Source organism: Streptomyces sp. R21 (assembly GCF_041051975.1).
Taxonomy (GTDB): domain Bacteria; phylum Actinomycetota; class Actinomycetes; order Streptomycetales; family Streptomycetaceae; genus Streptomyces.
In genome coordinates, this window is sequence record NZ_CP163435.1 from 1,120,874 (window position 1) to 1,144,704 (window position 23,831).

Genomic DNA, 23,831 nt, shown 5'->3' on the forward strand with positions numbered 1-23,831 from the left:
CCATGCCGCGCATCGTCTGCGTCGCGGGGGCGCGACCCAACTACATGAAGATCAAACCGGTGATGGACGCCCTGGAGCACCGGGGCGCCGAGGTGATCCTCGTCCACACCGGTCAGCACTACGACCCGGCCATGAACGACGTGTTCTTCGCCGACCTCGGCATCCGCCCGCCCGACCGCTTCCTCGGAGTAGGCTCCGGCACCCACGCCGAACAGACCGGACGCGTGATGACCGCGTTCGAGCCACTTCTCGGCGAGCTGTCCCCGGACATCGTCGTCGTGGTCGGCGACATCAACTCCACCCTGGCCTGCGCCCTGGTCACCGCCAAGGCCGGACCGCTGCTCGCCCATGTCGAGGCCGGCCTGCGCAGCCGCGACTGGAGCATGCCGGAGGAGGTCAACCGCGTCGCCACCGACCGGGTCAGCGACTACCTGCTGGCCCCCTCCCCCGACGCCGCGGAGAACCTGCGCGCGGAGGGGTACCGGGAGGACCAGATCCACCTGGTCGGCAACGTCATGATCGACACGCTGCTGGCCAACCTGGAACGGGCCCGCGCCTCCGACATCCTCGACCAATACGGCCTGAGCAGGGGCGAGTTCGGCCTGGTCACCCTGCACCGGCCCGCCAACGTGGACGACCCCGAGGTCCTCGCCGCGCTCCTGAAGGCGCTCGGCGAGATCGCCGGCCGGCTCCCGCTTCTGCTGCCCGTGCACCCGCGCGCCGCCGGACGGCTGGCCGACATCGGCGTCCCCGGAGGCATCCGGCTCGTACCGCCCGCCGGATACCTGGACTTCATCGCCCTGCAGGACTCCGCGCGCGTCGTGCTGACCGACTCGGGCGGCATACAGGAGGAGACCACGGCGCTGGGCGTGCCGTGCGTGACCCTGCGGGACAACACCGAGCGGCCCATCACCGTCGAGCAGGGCACCAATGTGCTCGCGGGCCGTGATCCGGCGCGGATCGTGGCCACGGTGAACCGGGCGCTGGACGATCCGCCCGCGCCGCGCCGGCCCGAACTGTGGGACGGCCGCGCGAGCGACCGCATCGCCGAGGTGCTCCTGGAGGGAGGCACGGCGAGCATGCGGCCGAGACCCACCGACCGGCCGAGGCCCACCGACCAAACGCTCCCCATATGATCCGCTTGCAACATATGCTCGTCGAACGTCTGGTCGCGAGGGGGGACCACCATGGATCTCGCTGAGATCTTCCGGGTCATGTGCAGGCGCTGGTACGTCCTGCTGCCCGGACTGCTGCTGACCGCCGGTCTGACGGTCGCCGTGGCGCTGGTGGTTCCGGTCACCTACCAGTCGCAGAGCACGGTGGTTCTGCTGAACTCCCAGAAGGCCACCGATGCTTACGACGGCAACCCCTTCCTCAGCACCCAGACCTCGCTCACCGGCATGGCCGACAGCCTGGCCCGCAACCTCAACTCCGACGCGTCCGTACGGGAGCTCAAGTCCCGTGGCGCCAAGGGCACGTTCGAGGCCAAGCTCGCCGACAACGCCCAGGGACCGCTGATGTGGCTGACCGTCACCGGCACCGACAAGACCGCCGTCCTGGCCTCGGACCGCCTCCTGACCTCGTACGCCGAGGAGCGGCTGGAGCAGTTCCAGGACCAGCAGTCGGTCACCCACAAGGCCAGGATCCGCATGACGACCATCGTGGCCCCGCAGAACCCGGTGGCGCAGACCAAGACCCGGCTCGAGTACATGATCATGGCCGGGGGCCTGGGCCTGGTGCTCAGCATGATCGCCACCTTCTACGTGGAGGCGCGCCGACGGTCGCGCACGGCGGTGCCGGCGGAAGCACCCGAACTGCCGGTCGGCACACGCGAGTCGGCGGCACGGGAGCCGGTCGTGGATCAGACGATCGCCCTTCGGCCGCCGCCCACCTGGTCGCGGTCCGCCGAGAACAGGCCCGCCGCGGAGCCGAGGGCCGGGCGGCCCGTGATGGCCGCGACACCCGCCGCCGAGCCGCTCGACGAGGAGTCGACTCATGGACAGCGTTCGCACACCGGACAGCGAGAGCGCTGAGACGAGCGACACCCCCGCCCCGCCCTCCCTCGGCAGGAAGGTCCGTTCCGCGGCCCGCTGGAGCCTGATCAACACCGTTGTCATGCGCCTGGGCACCTTCGCGACCGGCATCGTGCTGGCGCGCTTCGCCCTGGGCCCCGCGGAATGGGGCGTGTACGGCATCGCGCAGACCGTGCTGCTGGTCCTGCTGTCCGCGAACGAGCTGGGCGTGGGCCTGGCCATCGTGCGCTGGGAGGGGGACGCCCGGCGGTTCGCGCCTACCGTGCTGACCCTCAGTACCCTCTCCAGCGGCCTGGTGTACGTGGCGCTGTTCGCGGCGGCACCGACGGTGGCCGGCCTGCTCGGCTCGCCGAGCGCCGTGGGCGTACTGCGGGTGATGTGCCTGTGCGTGCTGATCGACGGGGTGGCACAGGTGCCCGGGGGCTTCCTCACCCGTGAGTTCGCCCAGGGCAAGCGGATGATCATCGACGGGCTCAACTTCGTGCTCAGTACGTCGGTGACGCTGCTGCTGGCCTTCGAGGGCTGGGGCGCGATGAGCTTCGCCTGGGGAGCCGTGGCGGGCAACGTCGTGACACTGATCGGCTGCGCGCTGGCGGCACCGGGCACCCTGAAGTTCGGCTGGGACCCCGGGCAGGCCCGGGCCCTGCTCAGATTCGGACTTCCGCTGGCCGGGGCGAGCATGCTGGCCCTCGCGGTGGTCAACGTCGACACCATGGTGGTGGGCGCGACGCTGGGCAACGTGTCGCTGGGTTTCTACGTGCTCGCCTTCAACATCTCCGGCTGGCCCGTGAGGATCATCTCGGAGGCCGCCCGCCGGGTCTCCTTCGCCGGATTCTCCCGACTGGCCGACTCGCCGCAGGCGCTCGCCCAGGGCTTCAGCCGTGCCCTGGGCGTACTGGTCACCGGCACCGTCCCGCTGTGCGTCCTGCTGGCCGGCCTCGCGGGGCCGCTCATCGAGCTGATCTACGGGAGCCATTGGAGCCCCGCCGCCGCCGCGCTGCCCTGGCTGATGGCCCTCGGTCTGATCCGCATCGGCAGCGAACTCGCCTACGACTGCCTGGTGGCGATCGGACAGCGCCGGTCGCTCTTCCTGGTGCAGGGCCTGTGGCTGGTCGCTCTGATCCCGGTGCTCCTCGTCGCCGCGCACCTGAACGGCATCGTCGGAGTCTCCCAGGCCCACGTCCTGGTCGCCGGCTGCATGGTGGTGCCCGTATTCCTGTTCGCCCTCAGCCGTGGCGGCATCGGCGTCGGCCGGATCGCCAGGGCCTGCGCATGGCCCTTCCTCGGCGGAGCCGTGATGGCCGCGATCATCCTCGGCCTGGAGCATCGGCTCGGCGACAGCCGGCTCGCGCTCCTCGCCATCGGCACCATCGCCCTGGCCGGTTACACCGTGTGCGTCCTGCCCAGCCGCGACTTCCTGCGCGGCGTCGACCGCGGCGACCGGCCCCAGCGCGGCCGGCACCGGTCGACCGCACCGGTTCGGCCCACCCAACAGGACATGAGGTGAACTCGATGTTACGGCCCATCAGTCGGAGGTCGCTCGCGGGGCTGCTGCTGGCAGCCCTGCTCGCGGTCGCGGTCACGGCCTGCTCGGGATCCGGATCGGGATCGGACAAGGCCGCGTCGGGGTCGGGCAAGCCCGGGTCGCCGGCCTGCCCGGACGAGGCACTGACCTGCCCCGCGAGCGGTTCCTCGGCATCACCGGGCGCCGGTGCCTCGACGGCGGTCGGCGAGGCGACAGGGCGCCCTTCCGAGTCGCCGTCCCCCACGGGGAAGCCCACCGCGACGGCGGGTACGGCGGGTGCGTCCGGCAAACCGCCGGCCAAGACCGTGTCTTGCTCGTCTCCCGGCGCCTGCGGTTTCCCCGACGCCGACACGACGGGTCCGCGGATCCCCCTCAAGCCCCACAAGACCGGGTACATGACGATCCGCAAGAACGGGACGGTCATCCGCGGGTGGGACATCACCGGCTCCCTCGACATCTACGCGAACAACGTCACCGTCATCGACACCAAGATCACCTCGGACAGCTGGTGGGGCGTCAACCTGCGCGCCGGCTACAGCGGCCTGCGGGTCCTGCACTCCACCATCACCGCGGTGCCCGGCAAGGGGCCGGACAACGGCGGCGTGGACTACGCGGTGTCGAACATGAGCGGCAGTCCCGTCGAGGTCGGCTGGTGCAACGTTTCGGTGTTCGGTGACGCCCTGTCCACGGGACAGGGAAACCTGCACGACAACTACGTCCACGACATCGCCCCCTTCGTCAACCTGGGCGGCGAGTGGCAGCACACCAACACCGTGATCAGCGGCGGCGGCAACACCGGCGGCCTGATCATCCGCCACAACACGCTGCTGAACCCGACCAGCCTCAAGCAGGGTGCCTCGGGGAGCATCGGCCTGTTCGCGGACGTCGGCGTGGTCCGCAATGTCACCGTGGACCACAACTGGGTGGCCGGCGGCGCGTACGCGCTCTACGGCGGTGACACGGGCGCCACCGGGATCAAGGTCACCGACAACATCTTCTCGACCGAGTACCACCCCGCCTCCGGCGGATACGGCGTGGTCGCCCACTGGAACGCGAAGGGTGCCGGAAACGTGTGGCGGAACAACCGGATGTCCGACGGCCGCCTGATCCACCCCGAGCCGGCCTCGTGAACGGGGCGCCCGCCGAGGTAGGCGAGACCATGATGCGTCGTGTCGCGCGGGCGCCCTGGACGCTGCTCAAGGCGGCGTTCGGCTGGCTGGTGCTCTTCGAGACCAGGAACAAGATCCTGCTGGCCCCCTCCGCCATCGGGCTCCGCCGCTTCGAGAACGCCGAGACCAGACGGCTCGCCGCCGGCCTCCCGGCCGCACCCTCGGCGCTGGTCGCCACGGTCATCGCCACCCACCGCCGCCCCGAGGCGCTGCGCGCCGCGGTGCGCTCGGCGCTCGCGCAGAGCGTGCGCGACCAGGTCGTCGTGGTCGTCGACGACGGCGCCGGACTTCCCGAACTGCCCGACGACCCACGGCTGTTCGCCGTGTCCCTGGCGCGCAACACCGGCACCGCCGGAGTCGTCCGCAACGTCGGGATCCGGCTGACGCGCTCCCGCTATGTGGCGTTCCTGGACGACGACAACCTGTGGGAGCCGGACCATCTCGCCCGGGCACTGGAGGTGCTCGAGGCGCCCGGCGGCCCCGACGGCGTCTACACGGCGCTGCGCCGCGTCCTGCCCGACGGCAGCGAGCAGGACGTCCTGTCGGTGCCCTACGACCGGCGCCGGGCCGCCCGCGAGTCCTTCCTGGACACCAACGCCTTCGTCGCCCGCCGCAATCGCTCCCTGCACTTCAGCCGCCTGCGCCGGACACCGGAGGTACTGCCCCGTGAGGACTGGGAGCTGATCCGCCGGTACGGCCGCGCGCACCGGGTGCTCCATGTCCCGCACCCCACCGTCCGGTATCTGATGAACCCGGCCAGCTTCTACACCCAGTGGCGCCAGCCCAGTTGAAGCAGCCCGACCCCGTCCTTCCATCCGTTGCTCCCCATTCCGTCCCTACCACAGGTGGTTGATCCCATGGCCCGATCCCGCGCCCTGAGAAACAGATTCGTCGACGCGCCCGGCTCACTGGGCGAACGCCTCCGCATCGCCCGCTGGCAGCGGTTCCAACGCTGCTTCCCCGGCATCGAGAACATGAGCGTCGTGGACCTGGGCGGGACGGCCGAGATGTGGCTGCGCGCACCGCTGCGCGCCAAGCACGTCCACCTGATCAACCTGGAGGCGCACCCCGCCGAACTGCCCGACTGGATCACCGCGGAGAACGCCGACGTCACCGACCCGGCGATCGCCGCCGAACTGAGCGACAAAGGCGGCTACGACCTGGTGTTCTCCAACTCGACCATCGAGCACGTCGGCGGGCACAGCCAGCGTCAGAAGTTCGTCGCGGCCGTGGAGCAACTGGCCCCGCTGCACTGGATCCAGACGCCGTACCGCTACTTCCCCGTCGAGCCGCACTTCGTGGCGCCCGGCTTCCAGTTCCTGCCACTGACCGCCCGGGCCCGTCTGGTGCGGCACTGGCCGCTCGTCCACAGCCGCCCCGACAGCCCGGAGTCGGCGATGAACGCCGTGATCAACATCGAGCTGCTGACCCGCGCCGAAATGCGCTACCTGTTCCCCGGATCGGCCATCCTGAGCGAGCGGGTGCTCGGTGCGCCGAAGTCGCTCATCGCCGTACGAACGGAGCCCGCATGCTGAACAACCTGATCAACAGACATGACGCGGACCGGCTGCTGCGCAAGGTGCGGAAGCTGGACCTGGACCCGGTACTGGCCAAGCTGAAGGTGCGCGGCGGTGCCCGCGTGGTCCAGCACTGGTCACAGGTCGACCCGTCGCTGACCGAGTGGTGGGCGATACCGGCGGTCATCAGGCGCTGGAACCTGCTGATGACCGGCGACGCGGACACCTCTTTTCCCGAGTACGTGGCGGCCAAGCACTTCGCGCCGCGCGCCGATCTGCGCGGTCTGTCGCTGGGGTGCGGCACCGGCGGGAACGAGCTGCTCTGGGCGAGGACCGGCGCGTTCTCTCTCCTGGAGGGCGTGGACGTGGCGCCGGAGCGGATCGACTTCGCGACCCGGGCCGCCGCCGAGAACGGGCTCGCCGACGTCCTGCGCTTCCGGGTGACCGATGTCAACCGGATGACCAGCGACGGGGAACGCTTCGACGTTCTCCTCGGCCTTCAGTCGCTGCACCATTTCGACGACCTCGACGAGACCCTGCCGCGGCTGTCCCAACTGATCGAGCCCGACGGGCTGTTCGTGGTCGACGAGTTCGTCGGCCCCACCCGGTTCCAGTGGACCGACGGTCAACTGGAGGCGGCGAACGCACTGTTGGCCCGGCTGCCCGAAGAGCGGCGGCGGCTGGCCGACGGCCGGATCAAGCACCGTGTCGTACGGCCCAGCAGGCTGTCGATGGTGCTGGACGACCCCTCCGAGGCGGTCGACGCGGCGGCGCTGCTGCCCGGTCTGCGGCGTCATTTCGAGGTCGTCGAGGAACGGCCGTACGGGGGCACGGTGCTGCACATCGCGTTCTCCGGAATCGCGCACAACTTCCGTGACCAGGAGCCGGAGACGCTGGCGCTGCTGGAGCGGTGCTTCGCCGCGGAGGACGCGGCACTGCCGGACGTGGGGCACGACTTCATCGCGATGGTCTGCCGCCCACGGAGCGCCGGCTGACGAGTTCCCCATGCTGGAGACGGCGGTGAGAGCGGCAATGGTGTGGTGCCGACCCGGCCGACCGCCGTCCTGGCAGGATGGCCGGCATGGAACGTGTGCTTGGAATCGGCGGGTATTTCGTGCGGGCCACCGACCCGGCGGTCCTGAACGCCTGGTATCGCGACTGTCTGGGCCTGGACGCCGACGAGAACGGCCTGTGGCGCCAGGCAGCGGGACCGACGGTGTTCGCGACGTTCGAGTCCGGGACCGACTACTTCGGGTCCCGCACCCAGCAGACCATGCTCAACTTCCGGGTCAGCGACCTGGATGCGATGCTCGCGCAGCTGCGTGCCAAGGGAGCGGACGTGGCCGAGCAGACGCAGGACATGGAGGGGGTCGGCCGGTTCGGCTGGGTCACCGACCCCGAGGGCAACCGGATCGAGCTGTGGCAGCCCGCCTGACCTCACGGCCCCGGCGTTGCGCGCAGGGCGCCCGGTCGGGTCAGCGCGGCTGCGGCCGCGCGGCTCGCCGGGCGCCCCAGCACGGCGCGTGAGGTCTCCCTGAGCAGGACGGCGGCGCGGAAGGCCGCCGTGGCGAGGGCGCCGTGCCGACGCCGGTACAGCCGGACGCGGTTGAGGGTGAGCAGGGTCCAGAGCCGGGGCGACACCTGGGAGTCGCCCCCCAGGTGCACGGCCTCGGCCGACGGCTCCAGCTGTGTGGCGTAGCCCCGATCCCGCGCACGCAGGCAGTACTCGGTCTCCTCCGAGTAGAGAAAGAACGACTCGTCCCACCGCCCGCAAGCGGCCAGGCACTCCCCCGATATGGCCATGAGCGCACCGGTCGCCCAGTCCGCGCGCGTGGGCCGCTGATACACGGCGGGGTCGGTGACGAGCTCGCTCAGGGCCGGGAAGCGCCCGGCCCGGGTGTTGCCGATGACGGCCTCTCCGAGGGCCCGCAGGACGCTCGACTCTCGGCGCAGCGAATGGTGGGGCGTGTCCCGGCCTTCTTCGTAGAGAAGGGGTACGGCGATCCCCACCCCGTCCCCGAGGCTGTCGACGAGACGTTTGGCGCAACCCTGCCGCATCCGGATGTCGGGGTTGCAGATCAGCACGCCTTCGCTTCCCTCGGCGGCGGTCAGCGCCGCGTTGATGCCGGCCGCGTATCCGGCGTTGCGGCCGGTCTGGACGATCGTGGCGTCGGGGGCCAGCGTCCGCAGCACGTCCACGGTGTCGTCGGAGGAGTCGTTGTCGGCGACGACGAGCCGCCAGTCGAGGCCTGCCATGCCGTCGGGAAGAGCGGCGAGGAACCCAGGGAGCACCGCGGCGCTGTTCCAGGTGACGACGATGACGGCGACGGGGCTCATCGGGACTCCACGAGTTCAGGGAGCTGGACTTCGGACGGCTTGCGGGGAGCGGAGACGGTGGCCGCGGCCGCCTCACGGCGGACGAAGCCGAGGTAGCTGCCGCCGGCGCCCAGGATCAGGAAGAACATCCCGGCGTACATGGAGAAGCTGAGCGCGTCGAAGGTGGCGCTGATGACCAGGGCGACCAGGGCCGAGGCGAGGAACGCCTGCCCGAGTTCCCGGTCCGATTCGGTGCGGGCGAGCCGGCGGATGGCGCCGCCGGTGTGGATCCCGGTGACGAACAGGGCGAGCAGCGCGATCAGCCCCAGGAACCCCATCTCGGCCAGGGTCAGCATGTACTGGTTGTCCGTGAAGAAGTACAGGTCGGGCGTGAAGGTGCCGAATCCGCGTCCGAACCAGGGGTGTTCATGGAGATAGGGGACGATCGCGCTGTACTTCACGGTGCGCGCCTGGGTGCTGCTGTCGGAGTTGGACAGGAAGCTGGCGAACAGGTTGGTGATGGTTCCGATCAGCCCGGGAATGATCACCTTGAAGCCGGCCACCGACCCCAGGATGATGCCGATGGCGGCCCAGCGCCGCTGCGGCTTCCATCGGGGCACCATCACCAGGATCGCCACAAAGGCACCGATGATGGATGTCCTCGACACGGTCAGCGGAAGAGCCCCCGCCATGATCGCCACCGGTGCCCAGCGGCGCAGTGCGCCGGCGTGCCGGCGCACCGGATCGAACGCCTGGTGGACGGCGAAGGGCACCAGGATGGCCAGCATCCCCCCGAACTCCAGCGGGTGGGCCGTCGTGGAGCGGGGCCGGGTGAACGAGCCGCGGTCCATGGCGCTGATCCCGGCGGTGCTCGACTGCAGGCCGGGGATGTGGATGGAGTCGGCGATGTTGGTCGCGGCGAAGAAGTCGTAGTAGCCGATCAGGGCGACCACCGTGCCCATGACGACGAGCCGGCGCATCAGGACCTCGAGGCGGCTGCGCTCCTGGATTCCGGCGGAGGCCAGCACCACGAGCGCCCCCCACACCGCGAGCCCGATGAGCCCCCGGTCGGCCCCGAGGACCTCCTGGTGGGAGCTGTCGCGGGTGGCGTCCGCGAGGTACGAGAGCAGCACCGCCGCGGCGAGCAGGCACATCGTCACGCGTGGCAGTCTGGTGCCCTCGGCGGGACGGATGCGGCCGCCCAGCCAGGTCGCCAGGTACCAGAGAAGTCCCAGCAGGGCGAAGACGTTGGCCGGGGTGCCGACGCCGCCCAGCGCGGGCAGGGTGAGGTTGGACGGGACGAAGAACGCCAGCACCAGATAGCCGGTGAGGATCGTCGTGGCGTCCAGCCTGCGCACCAGCAGGCCCCTGGGCGCCCGTTCGGTGGACCGGGCGCGATGGCGCCGGGGAACGTATCCGGCCTGGGCGCGTCCCCGTCGGCGTACCACCGCGACGCCCTCGGCCAGGATGGACAGCAGGAACGCGCTGACCACCCCGACGATGACGACCGCCGCGATGTCCTGGTACCGGGTCTTCGACTGCGCGACCGGTGTCTGCGGCAGGACGACCGGGGCGGTCTGCACGGCGTACACCGTCGGCACCTTGGAGGCCGCCTGCAGGGCCTTGAGCTGCTCCCCGGCGAACTTGGTGAGGGTGGTGGTCTCCCGGAGCACCTTCGCCCGGTCGGTGCCGGTGACGCTCAGGGTGAGCAGCGGGCTGTCGGCCTCCGGCGCGAACCCGACCGTGTAGCGGTCCGTGAGGCCGCGGTCGTGCAGTTCCTTGGCCGAGTCGCTCGACTGGAGGGTCCTGATCAGCACGTCGGCCGTGACGACCAGCGAACCCCCCGCGTTCGATATGGGGTTGCCGAAGGTCGGCGCCAGCCTGGCGACCGCCGAGGAGTCGAGCAGTGTGACGGAGCTCTGCGACTGGTAGGACACCGGGATGGTCCGGTTCAGATATCCGCCCGCGAGGACGCTGAGCAGGGTGAGCGGCACCATGAAGTACCAGCGCCTGCACATGATCGCCCAGAGGTCGCCCAGGCTCATGAACCCTCCCCCCGGCCCGGTGCCGCGGGACGGGACGTCCGGGCTCGGGCACAGCTTAGGCCGCGCGTTTTGGTGGCGGCTCGCCCCGGCGCCTGCGAGGATCGGTGACGACGGAAGGAATCCCTGTGTCGCCTCGTGACGTCGCCGAAGCGCTTCTCCGCCGCTGGTACGTGTTGCTGCTCGCGCTCCTGCTGACCGCCGTCGGGGCCTACCCGGTGCTGCGTCCCGCCCCGGAGTACCTGAGTTCGGCGGTGGTCGTCCTCAAGCCGCCGGTGACGGGGAACCAGCCGAACCAGCTCACGAACCTCCAACCGCCGCTGGCCGCACTGTCGTACGGGGTCATCCAGCAGCTCGAATCGCCCGCCGGGCGAAAGGAGTTGGACTCCGCCGGCGTCCACGGGACGTACCAGCTGATCCCGCGCAACAGCGGCACCAGTGCGACGCCCCGCTATCTGATCCCCTCGGTGCAGGTGCAGGCGCGGAGGGCCGGCCCCGTCGAGGCCGACACGGCGGTCCAGCGGATCATCGACGTCTACACCAGGCATGTCGCGGACCTGCAGGATGCGCAGGGGGTCGCGGCCGGGGCGCGGATCAGCGCTGCCGTTCTGGTCGCGCCGAGCGCGGCCCAGGTCCAGGGCACCCGGAGCCGAGCGCTGGCCGGTACGGCGCTGCTGGGCACGGGTGGCGCGCTCCTGGGCGCGTTGTGGTTCGACCAGTACGCGCTGCGCCGCAGGAAGGTTCCCGCGGGTCGTCGAGAGGCCGATCCGGTTCCGGTGGCCGGCTGAGTTGGACGGGTGAGTCATCAGATGCCGCGGCGCTTCCAGGACTCCCACCACAGCCACTCCCGGCCGCGTTCGGCCACGGCCGACCACACCAGCGGCTGAAGATAGGGCATCGTCTTCGGGCCGATCCGCCGTCGTAGGCGCAGCGCGCGGTACTCGGGCAGCGCCGCGTACCCCGGCAGGCACTGTTCGGCGAACGCCACGCACTCGTCGACCGGAACGATCCCGGTGCGCCCCCGGTCGTAGGCCCGGTAGGCCCGGCGCAGCGCGAAGCGGGCGAGCCGGGTGTGGACCTCGTCGGCCAGGCGGTCGGCCTGGGGCAGCCGGTCGGCGCATTTTTCGAGCACCGAGTCGAAGGCCACGAGGCGTTGGCGCAGGTCGTCGAGTTGACCGCCGAAGTCGGTGGTGGACATGTTCTTGCCGTGCACGCGGTAGAAGGCCTGATCCGCGCCGCGTACGTAACCGACGTCGGCGTGTGCGGCGAGCCGCATCCACATCTCGATGTCGCCCGCGTGCGGCAACGCCGGATCGTAGCCGCCGACCGTGCGCTGGAGGCTGGTGCGGACGACGACCTCCGGCGAGGTGATGCAGCCGGTGCCTTCGCGGAAGCGCCGCTCCAGCCACTCCTGCCCGGGATAGACGACCGAGCCTGTGCTGCGGGTACGGGCCGGTGGCAGCGGGCCGCCGTGCTGGAAGTGCAGGGGGCGCCCGTAGGCGAAACCCGCCTCGGGGTGGGCGTCCAGGAGCGCGGCGGCCCGGACCAGTGCGCCCGGGACGAGCCGGTCGTCGGCGGACAGGAGGGCCACGTAGTCGCCGTCGGCCCACTCCAGCAGGCCCTCGTTGTAGGTGGCGATATGGCCCTTGTTGGTTGCGTGGACGCGGACTTCGATGCGCGGGTCGGAGGCGGCCAGTTTGGTCGCGGTCTCCGCCGAGTCGTCGGGCGAGGCGTCGTCGATGATGAGGACCCGGACGTCAACGCCGTCCTGCTCGTCCAGGACGCTGCTCACGCAGTCGGCGAGGAAATGGCCGTACTTGTAGCAGGGGATCACAACACTGACGGTGGTCATCGGTGAGAAAGCCAATCCCCGGTGCCGGCCCCGCGGGAGGCCGGCACCGGTGGGCACTAGTGCTTCTTGCGGACGGTCTTGCTGGTCAGGGTCCAGCTCTGGGACTTCACCGTGTGGTGGTCCTTGTCCCTGGCCGTGATCGTGACCTTGAACCGTGTGCCGTCCGGCAGTGGGGCGGAGAGGTGGACGGACATCTTGTGCGTGGCCCGGTCGTAGGAGGTGACGGCGGTGACGTGGAGCTTCTTGGCGTCGGCCGCCTTGGCGCCCGGCAGGATGGTCACGGTCGCCTTGAGGGACGACAGCTTCACCTTGGCGGGCAGGGTCGTGACGAGGGGGGCGTCGGCGTCGGCGGTGTGCGACAGCGAGGATCCGGTCACCTCCGAGGTGCCCGACGTCAGCGACGCGGACGGGTTGTCGGCGGTGAAGACGGGGCCGACCCAGTAGTTCGCGGATCCGTAGGAGCCGCTGGGGAAGGCCACGTCGCTGCCGTACCGGTACAGCCCGTTGTGGGCCGAGTCGATGTCGGCGGTGGCGGTCAGCGGGTAGGACTTGTGGGCTGCCGCGAAGTAGCCGCCGTCCACCGCGTAGTTGCCGTTCGGCGCGTGGTAGGAGACGACGTACGCGGTGTCGGCGGTGATCGCCACCGGGGTCGCGAAGGTCATCGTCTGCCAGCCGGAGGCCGACTCGCTGGTGAAGGTGCCGGAGGCGAGGAGCGTGCCGGAGGCGGACCAGAGGCTGCCAGTGTGGGTTCCGGTGTTGCCGGTGCCCTTGTAGAAGGTGACGCCGGTGACCCAGCCGCTCGCCGAGGACTGGAACCGGGTGCCCAGCTCAAGGGAGTTGGGGTCGTTGGTGACGTCGGGCGTGGCCGGCACGGCGGAGGTGTTCCACAGCGTGCAGGGACAGGTGACCGCGGGCGGGGTCGAGCTGGTGGTGAAGCTCCAGGTGACCGGGGCGCCCATCTCGTTGCCCCACAGGTCGGCGGCCTGGACGGAGGCGGTGTACGTGGTGTGCAGCTCCAGCTCCGTCGACGGTGTGAAGGTCGCCTTGTTCGCCGCGGGGAGCGTCTTGGTGCCCGGCACGGTGTTGCCGCTCGGGTCCTTCACGGTGAACGTCAGGTTGTCGGCGTCGATGGCGTGGTCGAACACGGCGGACATCGGTGCCGTGATCGACGCGCCGGTCGCCCCCGAGGTCGGCGAGGTCGAGGTGACGGTGGGCGGCGTCGTGCTGGCCGTCGAGGTGTCCAGCACCACGTCGACCCAGTAGTTGCTGCCCGAGGAGGCGGAGGACGGGAAGGCGCTGGTCGAGCCGTAGTGGTAGAGGCCGTTGCCGCCGTCGGTGCCGGACTTGAGCGCCGTGAGCGGGGCCAGGCCGGCGTCGCTGTCGGAGAAGTATCCGCCGTCGTAGGAGTATCCGCCGTTGGGCGCGAAGTACGAGGCGACGTAGGTGGTGTTGGCCTTGACCGTCACCGGGGTGGCGAAGTTCAGCTGCTGCCAGCCGGACGCCGTCTCGCCTGTGAAGGTGCCGGTGGCAAGGCGGGTGCCGGAGGCGCTCCACAGGCTGCCGGTGTGGGTGCCCGTGTTGTAGGGCGACTTGTAGAAGCGGACGCCGGTGATCGATCCGGCCACCGTGGTGCGGATCTTGACGCCGAGCTCCAGCGAGCCGCCGTCGCCGCCGTTGACCGTGCCGGGCACGGCGGTGGCGGGCCAGATCGTGCACGGGCAGGCCTGCGGGCCGACGGTCACCGGGACGGTGGTGACGGCGCCCATGTTGACGCTGTCGTCGACCGCGCGGACCTTGATGGACGCCGAGCCCGGGGCCGTCGGGGTCCAGCTGTAGGTCCAGGACCCCAGGCCGGTCGCCGCGTTCCAGGTGGTACCGCCGTCCGTGGACACCTCCACACGGGCCACCACACCGCCGGAGTCGGTGGCGGTGCCCTTGATGGTGACCGGCTTGAGGGCCGGGACAGTGACTCCGGAGGCCGGGATCGTCACGGTGACGGACGGGCCGGTGGTGTCGGTGGAGGCCGTGGCGGCGGTGAGGTTGCTCTGCCGGGACAGCGGCTGGACACCCATGTCGGCGAGGATGTTCAGCGTCGCCTGCTGCATGCGGACGTCCTCGGTGACCACCGTGTCATCGGGGTTGTACGTGGGGATGTTGGTCAGGCCCCACGACCACTGCACGGTCCCCGACCCGAACACCAGGGCCCCGGAGGTCTGGTCGCGGAACTCGACGAGATTGTGCGTCGCGGTGCCGTTGCCGTACATGTTGCCCCAGTCGAGGCGGTACTTGCCGTCGGTGATGTCCACCGTCGTGGACGACAGGTCGATCTGCCCGGCGGGTCTGGTGGCGTTCTCCAGGTCGCTGTCCCACTCGTAACCGAGGGTGCCGGCCGGGAAGGTGGCGGTCTGGCTCGACGTCAGGTTCGCGATCGAGGTGCCCCGCCACAGCCGGTTCTTCCCGTAGGAGCCGGGGACGGTGATCGCGTCGCTGCGGGAACCGTTCACCTGGAACATGGAGCCGGTGAGGATGTTCGGCGGCTGGTAGGTCTGGCCGTAGTTGGTGCTGGCCGGGTCCATCCATGTGCCGGTCCAGCTGCCGCTGGGGTCGGCGATGCCGTTGTTCTGCGCCATCTTGGTCATCTTGTAGCAGACCAGGGTCCGGTTCGCCGTACTGGTGCCGTCGATGCTGGGCGCGAGCCGGGTCTTCCAGAAGACCTCGTTGCCGCTGAAGAAGGCCTGCCTGACGCCGGCCTTTCTGGCCGCCAGGACATTGGAGTACTGGCTCTGCGTCCAGTACTCGTCGTGGCCGGAGGACATGTACACCTTGTGGTTCTTCAGCAGGGTGGCGCCATTGGTCGACACGTCCACGCCGGACAGATAGCTGACGTCGTAGCCGTTGCGTTCCAGCCAGGACAGCATCATGAACTCGGAGCCGTAGATGCCGTTGTCACCGCCGATGTCCAGCGGCCGGTTGTAGCTGACCTCGTAGGCCCGGCCGTCCGGCGCGGGACCCGCGCCGCCGTAGAGATCCTGGCCGCCGTAGTCGTTGTAGGCCTGCCAGGTCTGGTCGCTGGTCTGCACGACGACGTCGGAGGTGCTGGAGTCCTTGCGGACGACGAAGGGGTACGGCATCAGGCCGTCGCCGTCCGTCTGGGTCAGGTTGGCGATGTACAGGCCGGACACGGCGTCGCTGGGCACAGTCCAGCTCGCGGTCACGGGCCAGTTGCCGCAGTCGACCAGGCCGGTGCCCGCCTTGGTGGTGCAATTGGCAGGCTTGGTGGCGTAGTTGGCGGGATAGGTCACCGCCGCCTGGGCCGCGGTCGACATCTCGCGGGCGCCGTCGCCGCCGTACCAGCCCAGGCGGTAGATCTCGATGTGGTACGAGACCTTCGACTGGACCTTGAACTGGACGGTGTCACCGGCCTGAAGGCTCTCCTTGGTGGAGAACCCCTGGATGTCACCGTAGGCGTTGGGCGAGAACCAGTCGGACATCGGGCTGCCCGCCTTGGAGTTCTCACAGACGATGGCGTTCGAGCCCGATCCGCACGGATCGGCCGCCGCCTGGGCGGGCACGGCCCCCGGGAGCACCGCCCAAATCAACGCTGCCGCGACGGCGAGGCGGCCGCCCCGGAGCCGTCTGCTCCATCTGTTCATGTGTACCTCTCAGCGGTGCTGTGCTGGACCGACACCTGAAGTCGGGGGGTGCGTGATGCGGGGACCGGTCAGCCGCGGAGCGCGTCGGCGAACACGTCGACGACCCGCTGCTGCTGGTCGGGGGTGATCTGCGGGAAGAGCGGGAGCGAGAGGATCCGCTCCGCCGCCCTCTCGGCGTTCGGGAAGTCGCCCCGGGTGTGGCCGAGATGGCGGTACGCCGGTGTGAGGTGGACCGGGGCGGGATAGTGCACGCCCGCGCCGATGCCCTCGGCGTTGAGCTTGCCGACGATGTCGTCACGGTCGGCGCCGGCGACCTGCACGACGTACAGGTGCCAGACGTGGACGTTGCCGTCGGCCGTCGTCGGCAGGACGACCCGCCCGGCGGCCGCCAGGTCGGCGAGCAGCGTGTCGTAGTGGGCCGCGGCCGCCCGACGGGCCGCGTTGCCGTCGGCCAGCCTCGCCAGCTTCGCCCGCAGGACGACGGCCTGCAGTCCGTCCAGGCGGCTGTTGAACCCAGGTACGTCGTGGCGGTACTTGGCGACGCCGCCGTGGTTCGCGATCGCGCGCACCAGACCCGCGAGTTCCTCGTCGTCGGTGAGCACCGCGCCCGCGTCGCCGTAGGCGCCCAGGTTCTTGCCCGGGTAGAAGCTGGTGGCCGCGATCCCTCCGCTGCCCGGGGACCGTCCGTCGTGGGTCGCGCCCTGGCACTGGGCGGCATCCTCGACTACCCGTACGCGGTCGGGCAGTTGACCGGCCAGCCCGGTGACCTCGGCCAACTGCCCGTACAGATGCACCGGTACGACCGCGCGGGTGTCCGGGCCGACCGCGTCCAGCGCGGCCTGGGGGTCGAGCAGATGGCTGTCGGGCAGGCAGTCCGCCAGGACCGGTCGTGCGCCGGTCCTGGCCACCGCGCCCGCGGTGGCGATGAAGGTGTTGGCGGGTATCACGACCTCGTCGCCGGGCCCCGCTCCGCTCACCCGCAGGGCGAGTTCGACGGCGTCGGTGCCGTTGGCGACGCCCACGCAGTGCGCGACACCACCGAACTGCGCATACTCGCGCTCGAATTGGCGGACCTCGTCGCCGCCGACGAACGCGGTGTTGGCCAGGACCCGGTCGAATCCGGCCCGTACCTCGTCGGCGACTTCCTCGTGGGCCGCCTTGAGGTCCACAAGCGGAATCTGGTTCATGTCAGCGGTCCCCCCACTGTTCGTGTCACAAGTTCGTCCAGCGCGGGCGCGGGCGCCGCGCGCAGTCGCCGGGCCGGGCTCCCCACCCAGACCTCGCCCGGCGGCACATCGCCGAGCACGGCGCTCCCCATTCCGATCAGCGACCAGGCGCCGACCGTCGTGCTCTCCCTCACCAGGGCCCCGGAACCGGCATAGGCGCCCCGCTCCAGCCGTACGCCGCCGCCCAGGCGGACGCCGGACGCGAGCGTGGCGTAGTCCTCGACCACGTCGTCGTGGGTGAGGACGACCTGCGGCATCACCGCGACATGCGCGCCCACGTGCACGGCGGCGGTCAGGACGCAGTGCGCGAGCAGGACCGAGCCGGGTCCGACCTCGGAGGTCGCCGACACCGCCGCCGTCGGGTGGATCACGCTGGCGTAGCGGTCCGTGGGCAGGTCGAGCCTGCGGACCAGCCGGGCGCGGGCCGCGTAGTCCCTGGGGTTGCCCACGCAGATCACCACCCGGGCGTCGGGCAGGTCATGGACCAGGTCGCAGCCGCCGAGGACGGGCACGCCGTCCACCTCGGTGCCGTGCAGGGCGGCGTTGTCGTCGAGGTGTCCGAGCAGCTTGAGGTCGCCCGCGTCCCGTACGGCCTGTGCGGTCTCCCGGGCGAAGCCGCCCGCGCCGATGATCACAAGTGCGGTCATTGGCGGGCCTGTTCGCGCAGTGCCGCCACCACGCGGTCCTGCTGCGCCTCGGTCATCGTGTGGAACAGCGGCAGGATCAGCGAGTCACGGCTGATCCGTTCGGTGACCGGCAGCGGCGCGCTGGGGTGGCCGGTGTAGGCGGGTTCGAGGTGCGAGGCCATGATCCCGCGCCGGGCGGAGATGCCGGCCTCGGCGAGCGCGGCCAGCAGGTCGTCCCGGCCGACGGGGAAGGCCTCGTCCAACTGCACCCAGTACGACTGGAAGTTGCTGGTGCCGTGCGCGGGGTCGCGTACGGGGGTGAGGCCGCAGACGCCCTGCAGCAACGCGTCGTAGCGGGCCGCCAGTTCGCGGCGGCGGGCGATCATCGCGTCGAGTTTCTGGAGCTGGACCAGGCCGATCGCGGCCTGGACGTCCGTCATCCGGTAGTTGTAGCCGACCTCCAAGTAGCTTTCCAGGACCGGCTTGTTGCTCGCATGGCGCTGGGCCGCCGAGGCGTTCATCCCGTGCTCGCGCAGTCGGCGCAGGCGTGCCGCCCACTCGGCGTCGTCGGTGGTGATCATGCCGCCCTCGCCCGTGGTGACGACCTTGCGCGGGTGGAAGGACCACGCGGCGATCAGCGCGCCGTGTCCCACCGGCTTGCCGCCGACGGTCGAGCCGATGGCGCAGGCCGCGTCCTCGACCAGCGGAAGATCCCAGTCGGCGCAGGCGGCGCGCAGGCTGTGCACATCGGCCGGTACGCCGCCCTGGTGCACGGCGAGGACGGCCTTCGTACGGGGCGTGCGGACCGCGTTCACGGTGGCCGTGGTCAGGTTGCCGGTGGCGGCGTCGACGTCGGCGAACACCGGCTCGGCCCCGACGTAGCGCACGGCGTTGGCGGTGGCGATGAACGACAGCGACGGCACCACGACCTCGTCGCCGGGTCCGATGCCGAGCGCGACCAGTGCCAGGTGCAGGGCGGTGGTGCAGGAGCTGACCGCGATGCCGTGCTCGGCGCCCACCCGCTCGGCGAAGGCCCGCTCGAAGGCGGCGACCCGGGGGCCCTGGGCGACCCACCCCGACAGCACCGCGTCGGAGGCGGCCTTGGCCTCCTCCTCGCCGAGCCAGGGGATCATCACGGGGATGCGGTCGGTGCTCACTTGGCCGCCTCCCGCTCCGCGCGCCACCACTCCACCAGGTCCTTGAGCCCCGTGCGCAGGTCGATCTGCGCGGTGAACCCGAGCCGCTCGGCGGCCTGTCGGGTCTCCGCGAGCCGCCGGCTCACGCCGTTGACCGCGCGGGCGGGCCCGTGCACCGGCTCCAGACCCGACGCGCCCATCGCCTCCAGCAGACCGTCGGCGAGTTCGCGCAGCGAGGTCTCCGTACCGCTGGCGACGTTGAACACCTCGTCGGTGAGGTCCGACTCGGCGGCCAGCACATTGGCTCTCGCGATGTCGCGGACGTCGACGAAGTCCATGGTCTGCGTGCCGTCGCCGAGGATCAGCGGCGGCTCGCCCGCCTCGATGCGCTCCATCCAGCGGATGAGCACCTCGGTGTAGAGGCCGTGGATGTCCATCCGGGGGCCGTAGACGTTGAAGTAGCGCAGCGCCACGTAGTCCAGGCCGGACATGGCGTGGAAGCTGCGCAGCATGCCCTCGTTGAAGGCCTTCGCCGCGCCGTAGAACGTGTCGTTGTTGTACGGGTGGTGGCGCTCGGTCGTGGGGAAGGCCTCGGCCATGCCGTAGACGGACGCCGAGGAGGAGGCGATCACCTTGCCGACTCCGGCCGCGGCCGCCGCCTCCAGGACGTTGAAGGTGCCGTCGACCAGAACCTCGTTGGCGAGCCGGGGCTCCTCCGCGCACTGGGTGATGCGGATCGCCGCGAGGTGGAACACCAGGTCGGCGCCCTCGGTGACCTTCCGTACGGTCTCGGTGTCCCGGATGTCGCCCTCGACGACCTCCACGACGCCGCTGGGCAGGGCCTTGGCGAGGTTGGCCCGCCGACCGCGCACGAAGTTGTCGAGTACGACGATCTCGCGGGCGCCGCCCTCGGCGAGCAGGTCGACCAGGTTGGAGCCGATCGTGCCCGCTCCCCCGGTGACCAGGATCTTCTTTCCTCGTACGCTGTTCAACTGCTGTGCCCTCTCGGTGAATTGATTCGCTCAGTGCCCGGCACGCAGGCCGACGACCGCGCCCTTGAACTCGAGACTCCGGGAGGCCGCCTCGAGAATGTCCAGCACTCTCAGGCCCGCCCGGCCGTCGGTCAGCGGCGCCCGGCGTTCCCTGATCGCGTCGGCGAACTCGTCGACCATGCTGCGCAGCGCTTCCTTCTCGCCGATCGCGGGCGCGACCATGTCCCCGGAGCGGTACGAGATGAGCATGTCCCGGCGCTCGTCCGCGCCGATCTCCTGCGGTGCGGCCATGTCCACGCCCCGGTCGTAGACGGCCACCCGCTGAAGGGGGTTGAGGTCGTCCCAGAGCAGGGTGCGCTTGGAACCGCCCACCATGGTGGTCCGCACCTTGGTCGGCGACAGCCAGTTGACGTGCACGTGGGCGATGGCGCCCGTGTTGAGCTGGAGCGTCAGATAGGCGACACAGGCCTGTCCGGCGCCGATCGGGTCGGCTCCGTGGGCGGCGACGGCGACCGGCTCGACGTTCTCGGGGAGGATGAAGTCCAGGATCGACAGATCGTGCGGGGCCAGGTCCCACAGCACGTCGATGTCCTTCTGGACGAGCCCGAGGTTGATGCGGACCGAGTCGACGAAGTGGATCTCGCCGAGTTCGCCGGAGCGGACCAGCTCGCGGATGCGGCCGACGGCGGGCGTGTAGCAGTAGGTGTGGTCGCACATCAGGGTGAGCCCGCGCTCTTCGGCCTCGGTCACCAGGCGCATCCCGTCGGCGTACGTCGCCGCGAGGGGCTTCTCCACGAGGACGTGCTTGCCCGCGCGCAGTGCGGCCAGGGCGATGTCGAGGTGGGTTCCGGCGGGCGTGGCCACGGCGACGGCGGCGACGGTCGGATCGGCGAGGACGGCCGCGTAGTCCGCGGTGGCCTCGACGGTCGAGTAGCCGCCGAGAACCCGCTGGGCCCGCTCCACGTCGAGGTCGCACAGCCAGCGCAGCCGGAACTGCTCGCTGGCCTGGAAGTTGCGGACGAGGTTGGGTCCCCAGTAGCCGGCCCCCACGACGGCGACCCCCAACGGCTCCCTGGTCTGCGTCACTGCGTTCCTCTTCCCTTGGTCCATCAGTAGGCCCCCGTTCCGCGCACGACTGCCTGCCCGGTGCGCAGCAGGATCGCCAGGTCGACGCTCGTCGACCAGTTGTCCACGTAGGCGAGATCGAGCCGGACCGCCTCGTCCCAGGCCAGGTCCGAACGGCCGCTGACCTGCCACAACCCGGTCAGGCCCGGCTTGACCAGCAACCTGCGCTTGACCTCCGGCGTGTACTCCTCCACCTCCTCGGGCAGCGAGGGGCGGGGCCCGACGAGCGACATGCGGCCGCCGAGCACATTGATCAGCTGCGGCAGTTCGTCGAGGGACGTGCGGCGCAGCAGTGAGCCGACGCGGGTGATCCGTGGGTCCTGCTTCACCTTGAACAGCAGCCCGTCGCTGTTCTGGTTGAGGTGTGCCAGATCCGCCCGCAGGGCCTCCGAGTCCCGCCGCATCGTGCGGAACTTCAGCATGGTGAAGTGGTCGCCGTAGCGGCCCACCCGCTGCTGCCGGAACAGGGCGGGGCCGGAGCTGTCCAGCCGGACGATCAGGGCGATCAGCAGCATGGGCAGGGCGAGGGCCGTCAGGAGCACCGCCGCGAGTGCCCGGTCGAGCAGTTCCTTGGGCAGCCGGGAGATACGGGACAGGTTCGGCGCCTGGATCCGCAGCAGTGGGGCCCCGTTGGTGGGCCGTACCGCGAGCCGGGAGGCGGACACGTCGGAGAGCACGGGGGCCAGCAGGAAGTCGACGCCCTGCACGGCCGCCGTCCAGGACATCCGGCGCAGGACGGAGGCGTCGAACTCGGGCGCGGGCAGTGCCACCACGGTGGTGATGCCCAGGGCCCGGATGACGTCGGTCATGGTGTCGACGCCGCCGAGGACGGGGAGCCCCAGCTTGCGGATCGCCGCGGCGTTCTGCGGATCGCTCAGGCACACTCCGGCAGCGTGCAGTTCGTGTACGCCGCCGCGTCGCAGGACGGCGACGAGCTCCACGATGCCGCGCGCGGGCCCGACCAGGAGGGTCGTGCTGCGGTCCCGGCCCCGTGCCCAGCGTCTGTGCAGTCGGCGGCGGAGCGCGTAGCGGAGCAGCAGGGCGATCGCGACGGCCGGGGCTGCTGCCATGATCATGTCATGCAGGAGGCCCGAGTCGTGCGCGAACAACCAGTACACACCCGCGGCCAGCGCAGGCACCGCTACGGCGCCACGCAGCACCCGCAGGTACTCCTCGGTCCCCAGGCCCAGGGCGCTGCGGTCGTAGGAGCGATGGGCGAGCATGGCCACGATCCACATCGGGGGCAGCACCAGGGCCACCGCCCAGCGGCCGTACACCGCGTGGATCACGAAGGCCGCAGCAGTGGCGGCGAAGCCGTCCGCGGCCAGCAGGACTAAACGATACTTCTGTTCCCAGCGTCTTCGACGAGCATCTGGACTTCTGTGATCCACAGCCAGTTGCTCATGCGTGACCTCAATGGTCATGCGCCCCCCACCACATGCGCGGCTACCCCTGACCGAACGACACCGGGCATACGACCTGAGGTCCATGGCCCGGGGCTGAACCAGCGCCGTTGCGCCCTCCACGCGGCGGCACTTGAGATCAACGGAGCTTCGGCGGTTCCCCAACCGCCGCATGCTCCCTGCACGTTGGCTACTGCCTGTTCCGGTATCTGCGTACACACGCCGTTATCTGACGTGGCATCAAAAACATCTTCCCCACCCAAACCGGGTCTGGCGGCCATCAATCTAGACCACTGAACGCAGTCACGGGAACACTTGGACGAAACACACCTCGCAAGGGTGACGCCGACGCCATACTGCCCAGGTGACGAGCATCGTGATCCCGGCTCACAACGAGGCGCAGGTCATCGGCCGGCTCCTCGATGCGCTGCTGGCCGACTCCCCCGAGGACGACACCGACATCGTGGTCGTATGCAACGGCTGCACGGATGACACCGCGCAGGTCGCGGCTGCGCGCGGCCCGCGTGTCCGCGTGGTCGAGATCCCCGTTCCCTCCAAGCACGTTGCCCTGCGGGCGGGCGACGATCACGCGCGCGGTTTCCCCCGCGTCTACGTGGACGCCGACGTCGTGATCGCGGGCGCCGACGTGGCGGCACTGACCAAGCCCCTCGACGACGAGGCCTCAGGGATCCTCGCCACCGCCCCCGAACGGCAGATCCCGCTGGCCGCCTGCGCATGGCGGGTGCGGGCCTACTACCAGGTCTGGCAGCGCCTCCCCGCCGTACGGGAGGGGCTGTTCGGACGCGGCGTCATCGCGGTGTCCAAGGCGGGGCACGCCCGGATCGCCGCGCTGCCGCCGCTGATGGCGGACGATCTGGCCGCGTCCCTGGCCTTCGGCCCCGAAGAACGGCTCGTTGTCGACGCTGCCCGGGTCGTGGTCCAACCGCCGCGCACCTGGCCGGATTTGATCAGACGACGGATCCGGGCGGCGGTGTCCACGGCCCAGGTCGAACAGCATCAGCGACCGGAAGAGGCCTCGGCGCGCACGAGCAGGGCGGATCTCATCGCCCTGCTCCGCGGCGAGCCGAAGCTGTTCCCGAGTGTCGCGGTGTTCGTCATGGCGGCGGTCGTGGCCCGGCGGAAGGCCGAAAAGGCTATTCAGGCACAGGACTTCGGCACCTGGCTCCGGGACGAGAGCAGTCGGCAGAACTGAGAC

20 protein-coding genes are annotated in these 23,831 nt (G+C 70.5%); 10 read left to right on the forward strand and 10 right to left on the reverse strand.

What is annotated here, in order from left to right; genetic code table 11:
* Window positions 1-2: 2 nt before the first annotated feature.
* The 8 genes from wecB (at window position 3) to AB5J56_RS05355 (ending at window position 7,679) form a co-directional block, all read left to right on the forward strand.
* A complete protein-coding gene (wecB, locus tag AB5J56_RS05320; protein ID WP_369230543.1) occupies window positions 3-1,136 on the forward strand; it encodes a non-hydrolyzing UDP-N-acetylglucosamine 2-epimerase in 1,134 nt (377 codons plus the stop codon).
* Window positions 1,137-1,187: 51 nt separating this feature from the next.
* Window positions 1,188-2,033: a chain length determinant protein gene (locus AB5J56_RS05325; RefSeq protein WP_369230545.1), complete on the forward strand. Its 846-nt coding sequence runs from the start codon at window positions 1,188-1,190 to the stop codon at window positions 2,031-2,033.
* Window positions 1,996-3,540: a lipopolysaccharide biosynthesis protein gene (locus AB5J56_RS05330; protein ID WP_369230547.1), complete on the forward strand. Its 1,545-nt coding sequence runs from the start codon at window positions 1,996-1,998 to the stop codon at window positions 3,538-3,540. The genes AB5J56_RS05325 and AB5J56_RS05330 overlap by 38 nt, the downstream gene beginning before the upstream one ends.
* Before the next feature lie 5 nt (window positions 3,541-3,545).
* Window positions 3,546-4,688 carry a hypothetical protein gene (locus AB5J56_RS05335; RefSeq protein WP_369230548.1) on the forward strand — a complete coding sequence of 381 codons (1,143 nt, stop codon included), beginning with the start codon at window positions 3,546-3,548 and terminating at the stop codon, window positions 4,686-4,688.
* A 29-nt stretch (window positions 4,689-4,717) separates the two neighbouring features.
* Window positions 4,718-5,518, forward strand: coding sequence for a glycosyltransferase family 2 protein (locus AB5J56_RS05340; RefSeq protein ID WP_369230550.1), 801 nt, complete (start codon window positions 4,718-4,720; stop codon window positions 5,516-5,518).
* A 66-nt stretch (window positions 5,519-5,584) separates the two neighbouring features.
* Entirely contained in the window at window positions 5,585-6,262 is a 678-nt protein-coding gene (locus tag AB5J56_RS05345; protein WP_369230552.1) for a class I SAM-dependent methyltransferase, read from the forward strand.
* Complete coding sequence (locus AB5J56_RS05350; RefSeq protein ID WP_369230554.1) at window positions 6,256-7,239, forward strand: class I SAM-dependent methyltransferase; 984 nt, start codon at window positions 6,256-6,258, stop codon at window positions 7,237-7,239. Before AB5J56_RS05345 ends, AB5J56_RS05350 begins: the two co-directional genes overlap by 7 nt.
* Window positions 7,240-7,325: 86 nt before the next feature.
* Complete coding sequence (locus AB5J56_RS05355; protein WP_369230556.1) at window positions 7,326-7,679, forward strand: VOC family protein; 354 nt, start codon at window positions 7,326-7,328, stop codon at window positions 7,677-7,679.
* A gap of 2 nt (window positions 7,680-7,681) precedes the next feature.
* Here the strand turns inward: AB5J56_RS05355 and AB5J56_RS05360 are convergent, their stop codons facing one another.
* On the reverse strand, window positions 7,682-8,581 hold the full coding sequence (locus tag AB5J56_RS05360; protein ID WP_369230557.1) for a glycosyltransferase family 2 protein: 900 nt from the start codon (window positions 8,579-8,581) through the stop codon (window positions 7,682-7,684).
* Window positions 8,578-10,605 (reverse strand): O-antigen ligase family protein, encoded by a 2,028-nt coding sequence (locus AB5J56_RS05365; protein ID WP_369230559.1) that lies wholly within the window; start codon window positions 10,603-10,605, stop codon window positions 8,578-8,580. The genes AB5J56_RS05360 and AB5J56_RS05365 overlap by 4 nt, the downstream gene beginning before the upstream one ends.
* Window positions 10,606-10,730: 125 nt before the next feature.
* Here AB5J56_RS05365 and AB5J56_RS05370 point away from each other — a divergent pair, with 125 nt between their 5' ends.
* A complete protein-coding gene (locus AB5J56_RS05370; protein WP_369230561.1) occupies window positions 10,731-11,390 on the forward strand; it encodes a hypothetical protein in 660 nt (219 codons plus the stop codon).
* A gap of 17 nt (window positions 11,391-11,407) precedes the next feature.
* On the opposite strand, the gene AB5J56_RS05375 is transcribed toward AB5J56_RS05370, so the two are convergent.
* The 8 genes from AB5J56_RS05375 to AB5J56_RS05410 form a co-directional block, all read right to left on the reverse strand.
* Window positions 11,408-12,454 (reverse strand): glycosyltransferase, encoded by a 1,047-nt coding sequence (locus tag AB5J56_RS05375; protein ID WP_369230563.1) that lies wholly within the window; start codon window positions 12,452-12,454, stop codon window positions 11,408-11,410.
* Window positions 12,455-12,510: 56 nt separating this feature from the next.
* Complete coding sequence (locus AB5J56_RS05380; RefSeq protein WP_369230564.1) at window positions 12,511-16,107, reverse strand: DUF4082 domain-containing protein; 3,597 nt, start codon at window positions 16,105-16,107, stop codon at window positions 12,511-12,513.
* Window positions 16,108-16,175: 68 nt separating this feature from the next.
* Entirely contained in the window at window positions 16,176-17,294 is a 1,119-nt protein-coding gene (locus AB5J56_RS05385) for a DegT/DnrJ/EryC1/StrS family aminotransferase (protein ID WP_369230566.1), read from the reverse strand.
* Entirely contained in the window at window positions 17,291-17,980 is a 690-nt protein-coding gene (locus AB5J56_RS05390; protein WP_369230568.1) for an acetyltransferase, read from the reverse strand. Before AB5J56_RS05390 ends, AB5J56_RS05385 begins: the two co-directional genes overlap by 4 nt.
* Entirely contained in the window at window positions 17,977-19,116 is a 1,140-nt protein-coding gene (locus tag AB5J56_RS05395; protein ID WP_369230570.1) for a DegT/DnrJ/EryC1/StrS family aminotransferase, read from the reverse strand. Before AB5J56_RS05395 ends, AB5J56_RS05390 begins: the two co-directional genes overlap by 4 nt.
* The gene (locus tag AB5J56_RS05400) at window positions 19,113-20,087 is read right to left on the reverse strand and encodes an NAD-dependent epimerase/dehydratase family protein (protein WP_369230572.1); all 975 of its coding nucleotides are present in this window, start codon (window positions 20,085-20,087) and stop codon (window positions 19,113-19,115) included. The genes AB5J56_RS05395 and AB5J56_RS05400 overlap by 4 nt, the downstream gene beginning before the upstream one ends.
* Window positions 20,088-20,117: 30 nt before the next feature.
* On the reverse strand, window positions 20,118-21,173 hold the full coding sequence (locus tag AB5J56_RS05405; RefSeq protein WP_369230574.1) for a Gfo/Idh/MocA family protein: 1,056 nt from the start codon (window positions 21,171-21,173) through the stop codon (window positions 20,118-20,120).
* A gap of 23 nt (window positions 21,174-21,196) precedes the next feature.
* Window positions 21,197-22,501 carry a sugar transferase gene (locus tag AB5J56_RS05410; protein WP_369230576.1) on the reverse strand — a complete coding sequence of 435 codons (1,305 nt, stop codon included), beginning with the start codon at window positions 22,499-22,501 and terminating at the stop codon, window positions 21,197-21,199.
* Between the two features lie 478 nt (window positions 22,502-22,979).
* Between AB5J56_RS05410 and AB5J56_RS05415 the strand changes: the two genes are divergently transcribed.
* Window positions 22,980-23,828 (forward strand): glycosyltransferase family 2 protein, encoded by an 849-nt coding sequence (locus AB5J56_RS05415; protein ID WP_369230578.1) that lies wholly within the window; start codon window positions 22,980-22,982, stop codon window positions 23,826-23,828.
* Window positions 23,829-23,831: the final 3 nt, after the last annotated feature.

Excerpts from the sequence above, each read along its gene's own strand:
- wecB (WP_369230543.1), top strand. The coding sequence starts at position 3 with ATGCCGCGCATCGTCTGCGTCGCGGGGGCGCGACCCAACTACATGAAG.
- AB5J56_RS05325 (WP_369230545.1), top strand. The coding sequence starts at position 1,188 with ATGGATCTCGCTGAGATCTTCCGGGTCATGTGCAGGCGCTGGTACGTC.
- AB5J56_RS05330 (WP_369230547.1), top strand. The coding sequence starts at position 1,996 with ATGGACAGCGTTCGCACACCGGACAGCGAGAGCGCTGAGACGAGCGAC.
- AB5J56_RS05335 (WP_369230548.1), top strand. The coding sequence starts at position 3,546 with ATGTTACGGCCCATCAGTCGGAGGTCGCTCGCGGGGCTGCTGCTGGCA.
- AB5J56_RS05340 (WP_369230550.1), top strand. The coding sequence starts at position 4,718 with ATGATGCGTCGTGTCGCGCGGGCGCCCTGGACGCTGCTCAAGGCGGCG.
- AB5J56_RS05345 (WP_369230552.1), top strand. The coding sequence starts at position 5,585 with ATGGCCCGATCCCGCGCCCTGAGAAACAGATTCGTCGACGCGCCCGGC.
- AB5J56_RS05350 (WP_369230554.1), top strand. The coding sequence starts at position 6,256 with ATGCTGAACAACCTGATCAACAGACATGACGCGGACCGGCTGCTGCGC.
- AB5J56_RS05355 (WP_369230556.1), top strand. The coding sequence starts at position 7,326 with ATGGAACGTGTGCTTGGAATCGGCGGGTATTTCGTGCGGGCCACCGAC.
- AB5J56_RS05360 (WP_369230557.1), bottom strand. The coding sequence starts at position 8,581 with ATGAGCCCCGTCGCCGTCATCGTCGTCACCTGGAACAGCGCCGCGGTG.
- AB5J56_RS05365 (WP_369230559.1), bottom strand. The coding sequence starts at position 10,605 with ATGAGCCTGGGCGACCTCTGGGCGATCATGTGCAGGCGCTGGTACTTC.
- AB5J56_RS05375 (WP_369230563.1), bottom strand. The coding sequence starts at position 12,454 with ATGACCACCGTCAGTGTTGTGATCCCCTGCTACAAGTACGGCCATTTC.
- AB5J56_RS05380 (WP_369230564.1), bottom strand. The coding sequence starts at position 16,107 with ATGAACAGATGGAGCAGACGGCTCCGGGGCGGCCGCCTCGCCGTCGCG.
- AB5J56_RS05385 (WP_369230566.1), bottom strand. The coding sequence starts at position 17,294 with ATGAACCAGATTCCGCTTGTGGACCTCAAGGCGGCCCACGAGGAAGTC.
- AB5J56_RS05390 (WP_369230568.1), bottom strand. The coding sequence starts at position 17,980 with ATGACCGCACTTGTGATCATCGGCGCGGGCGGCTTCGCCCGGGAGACC.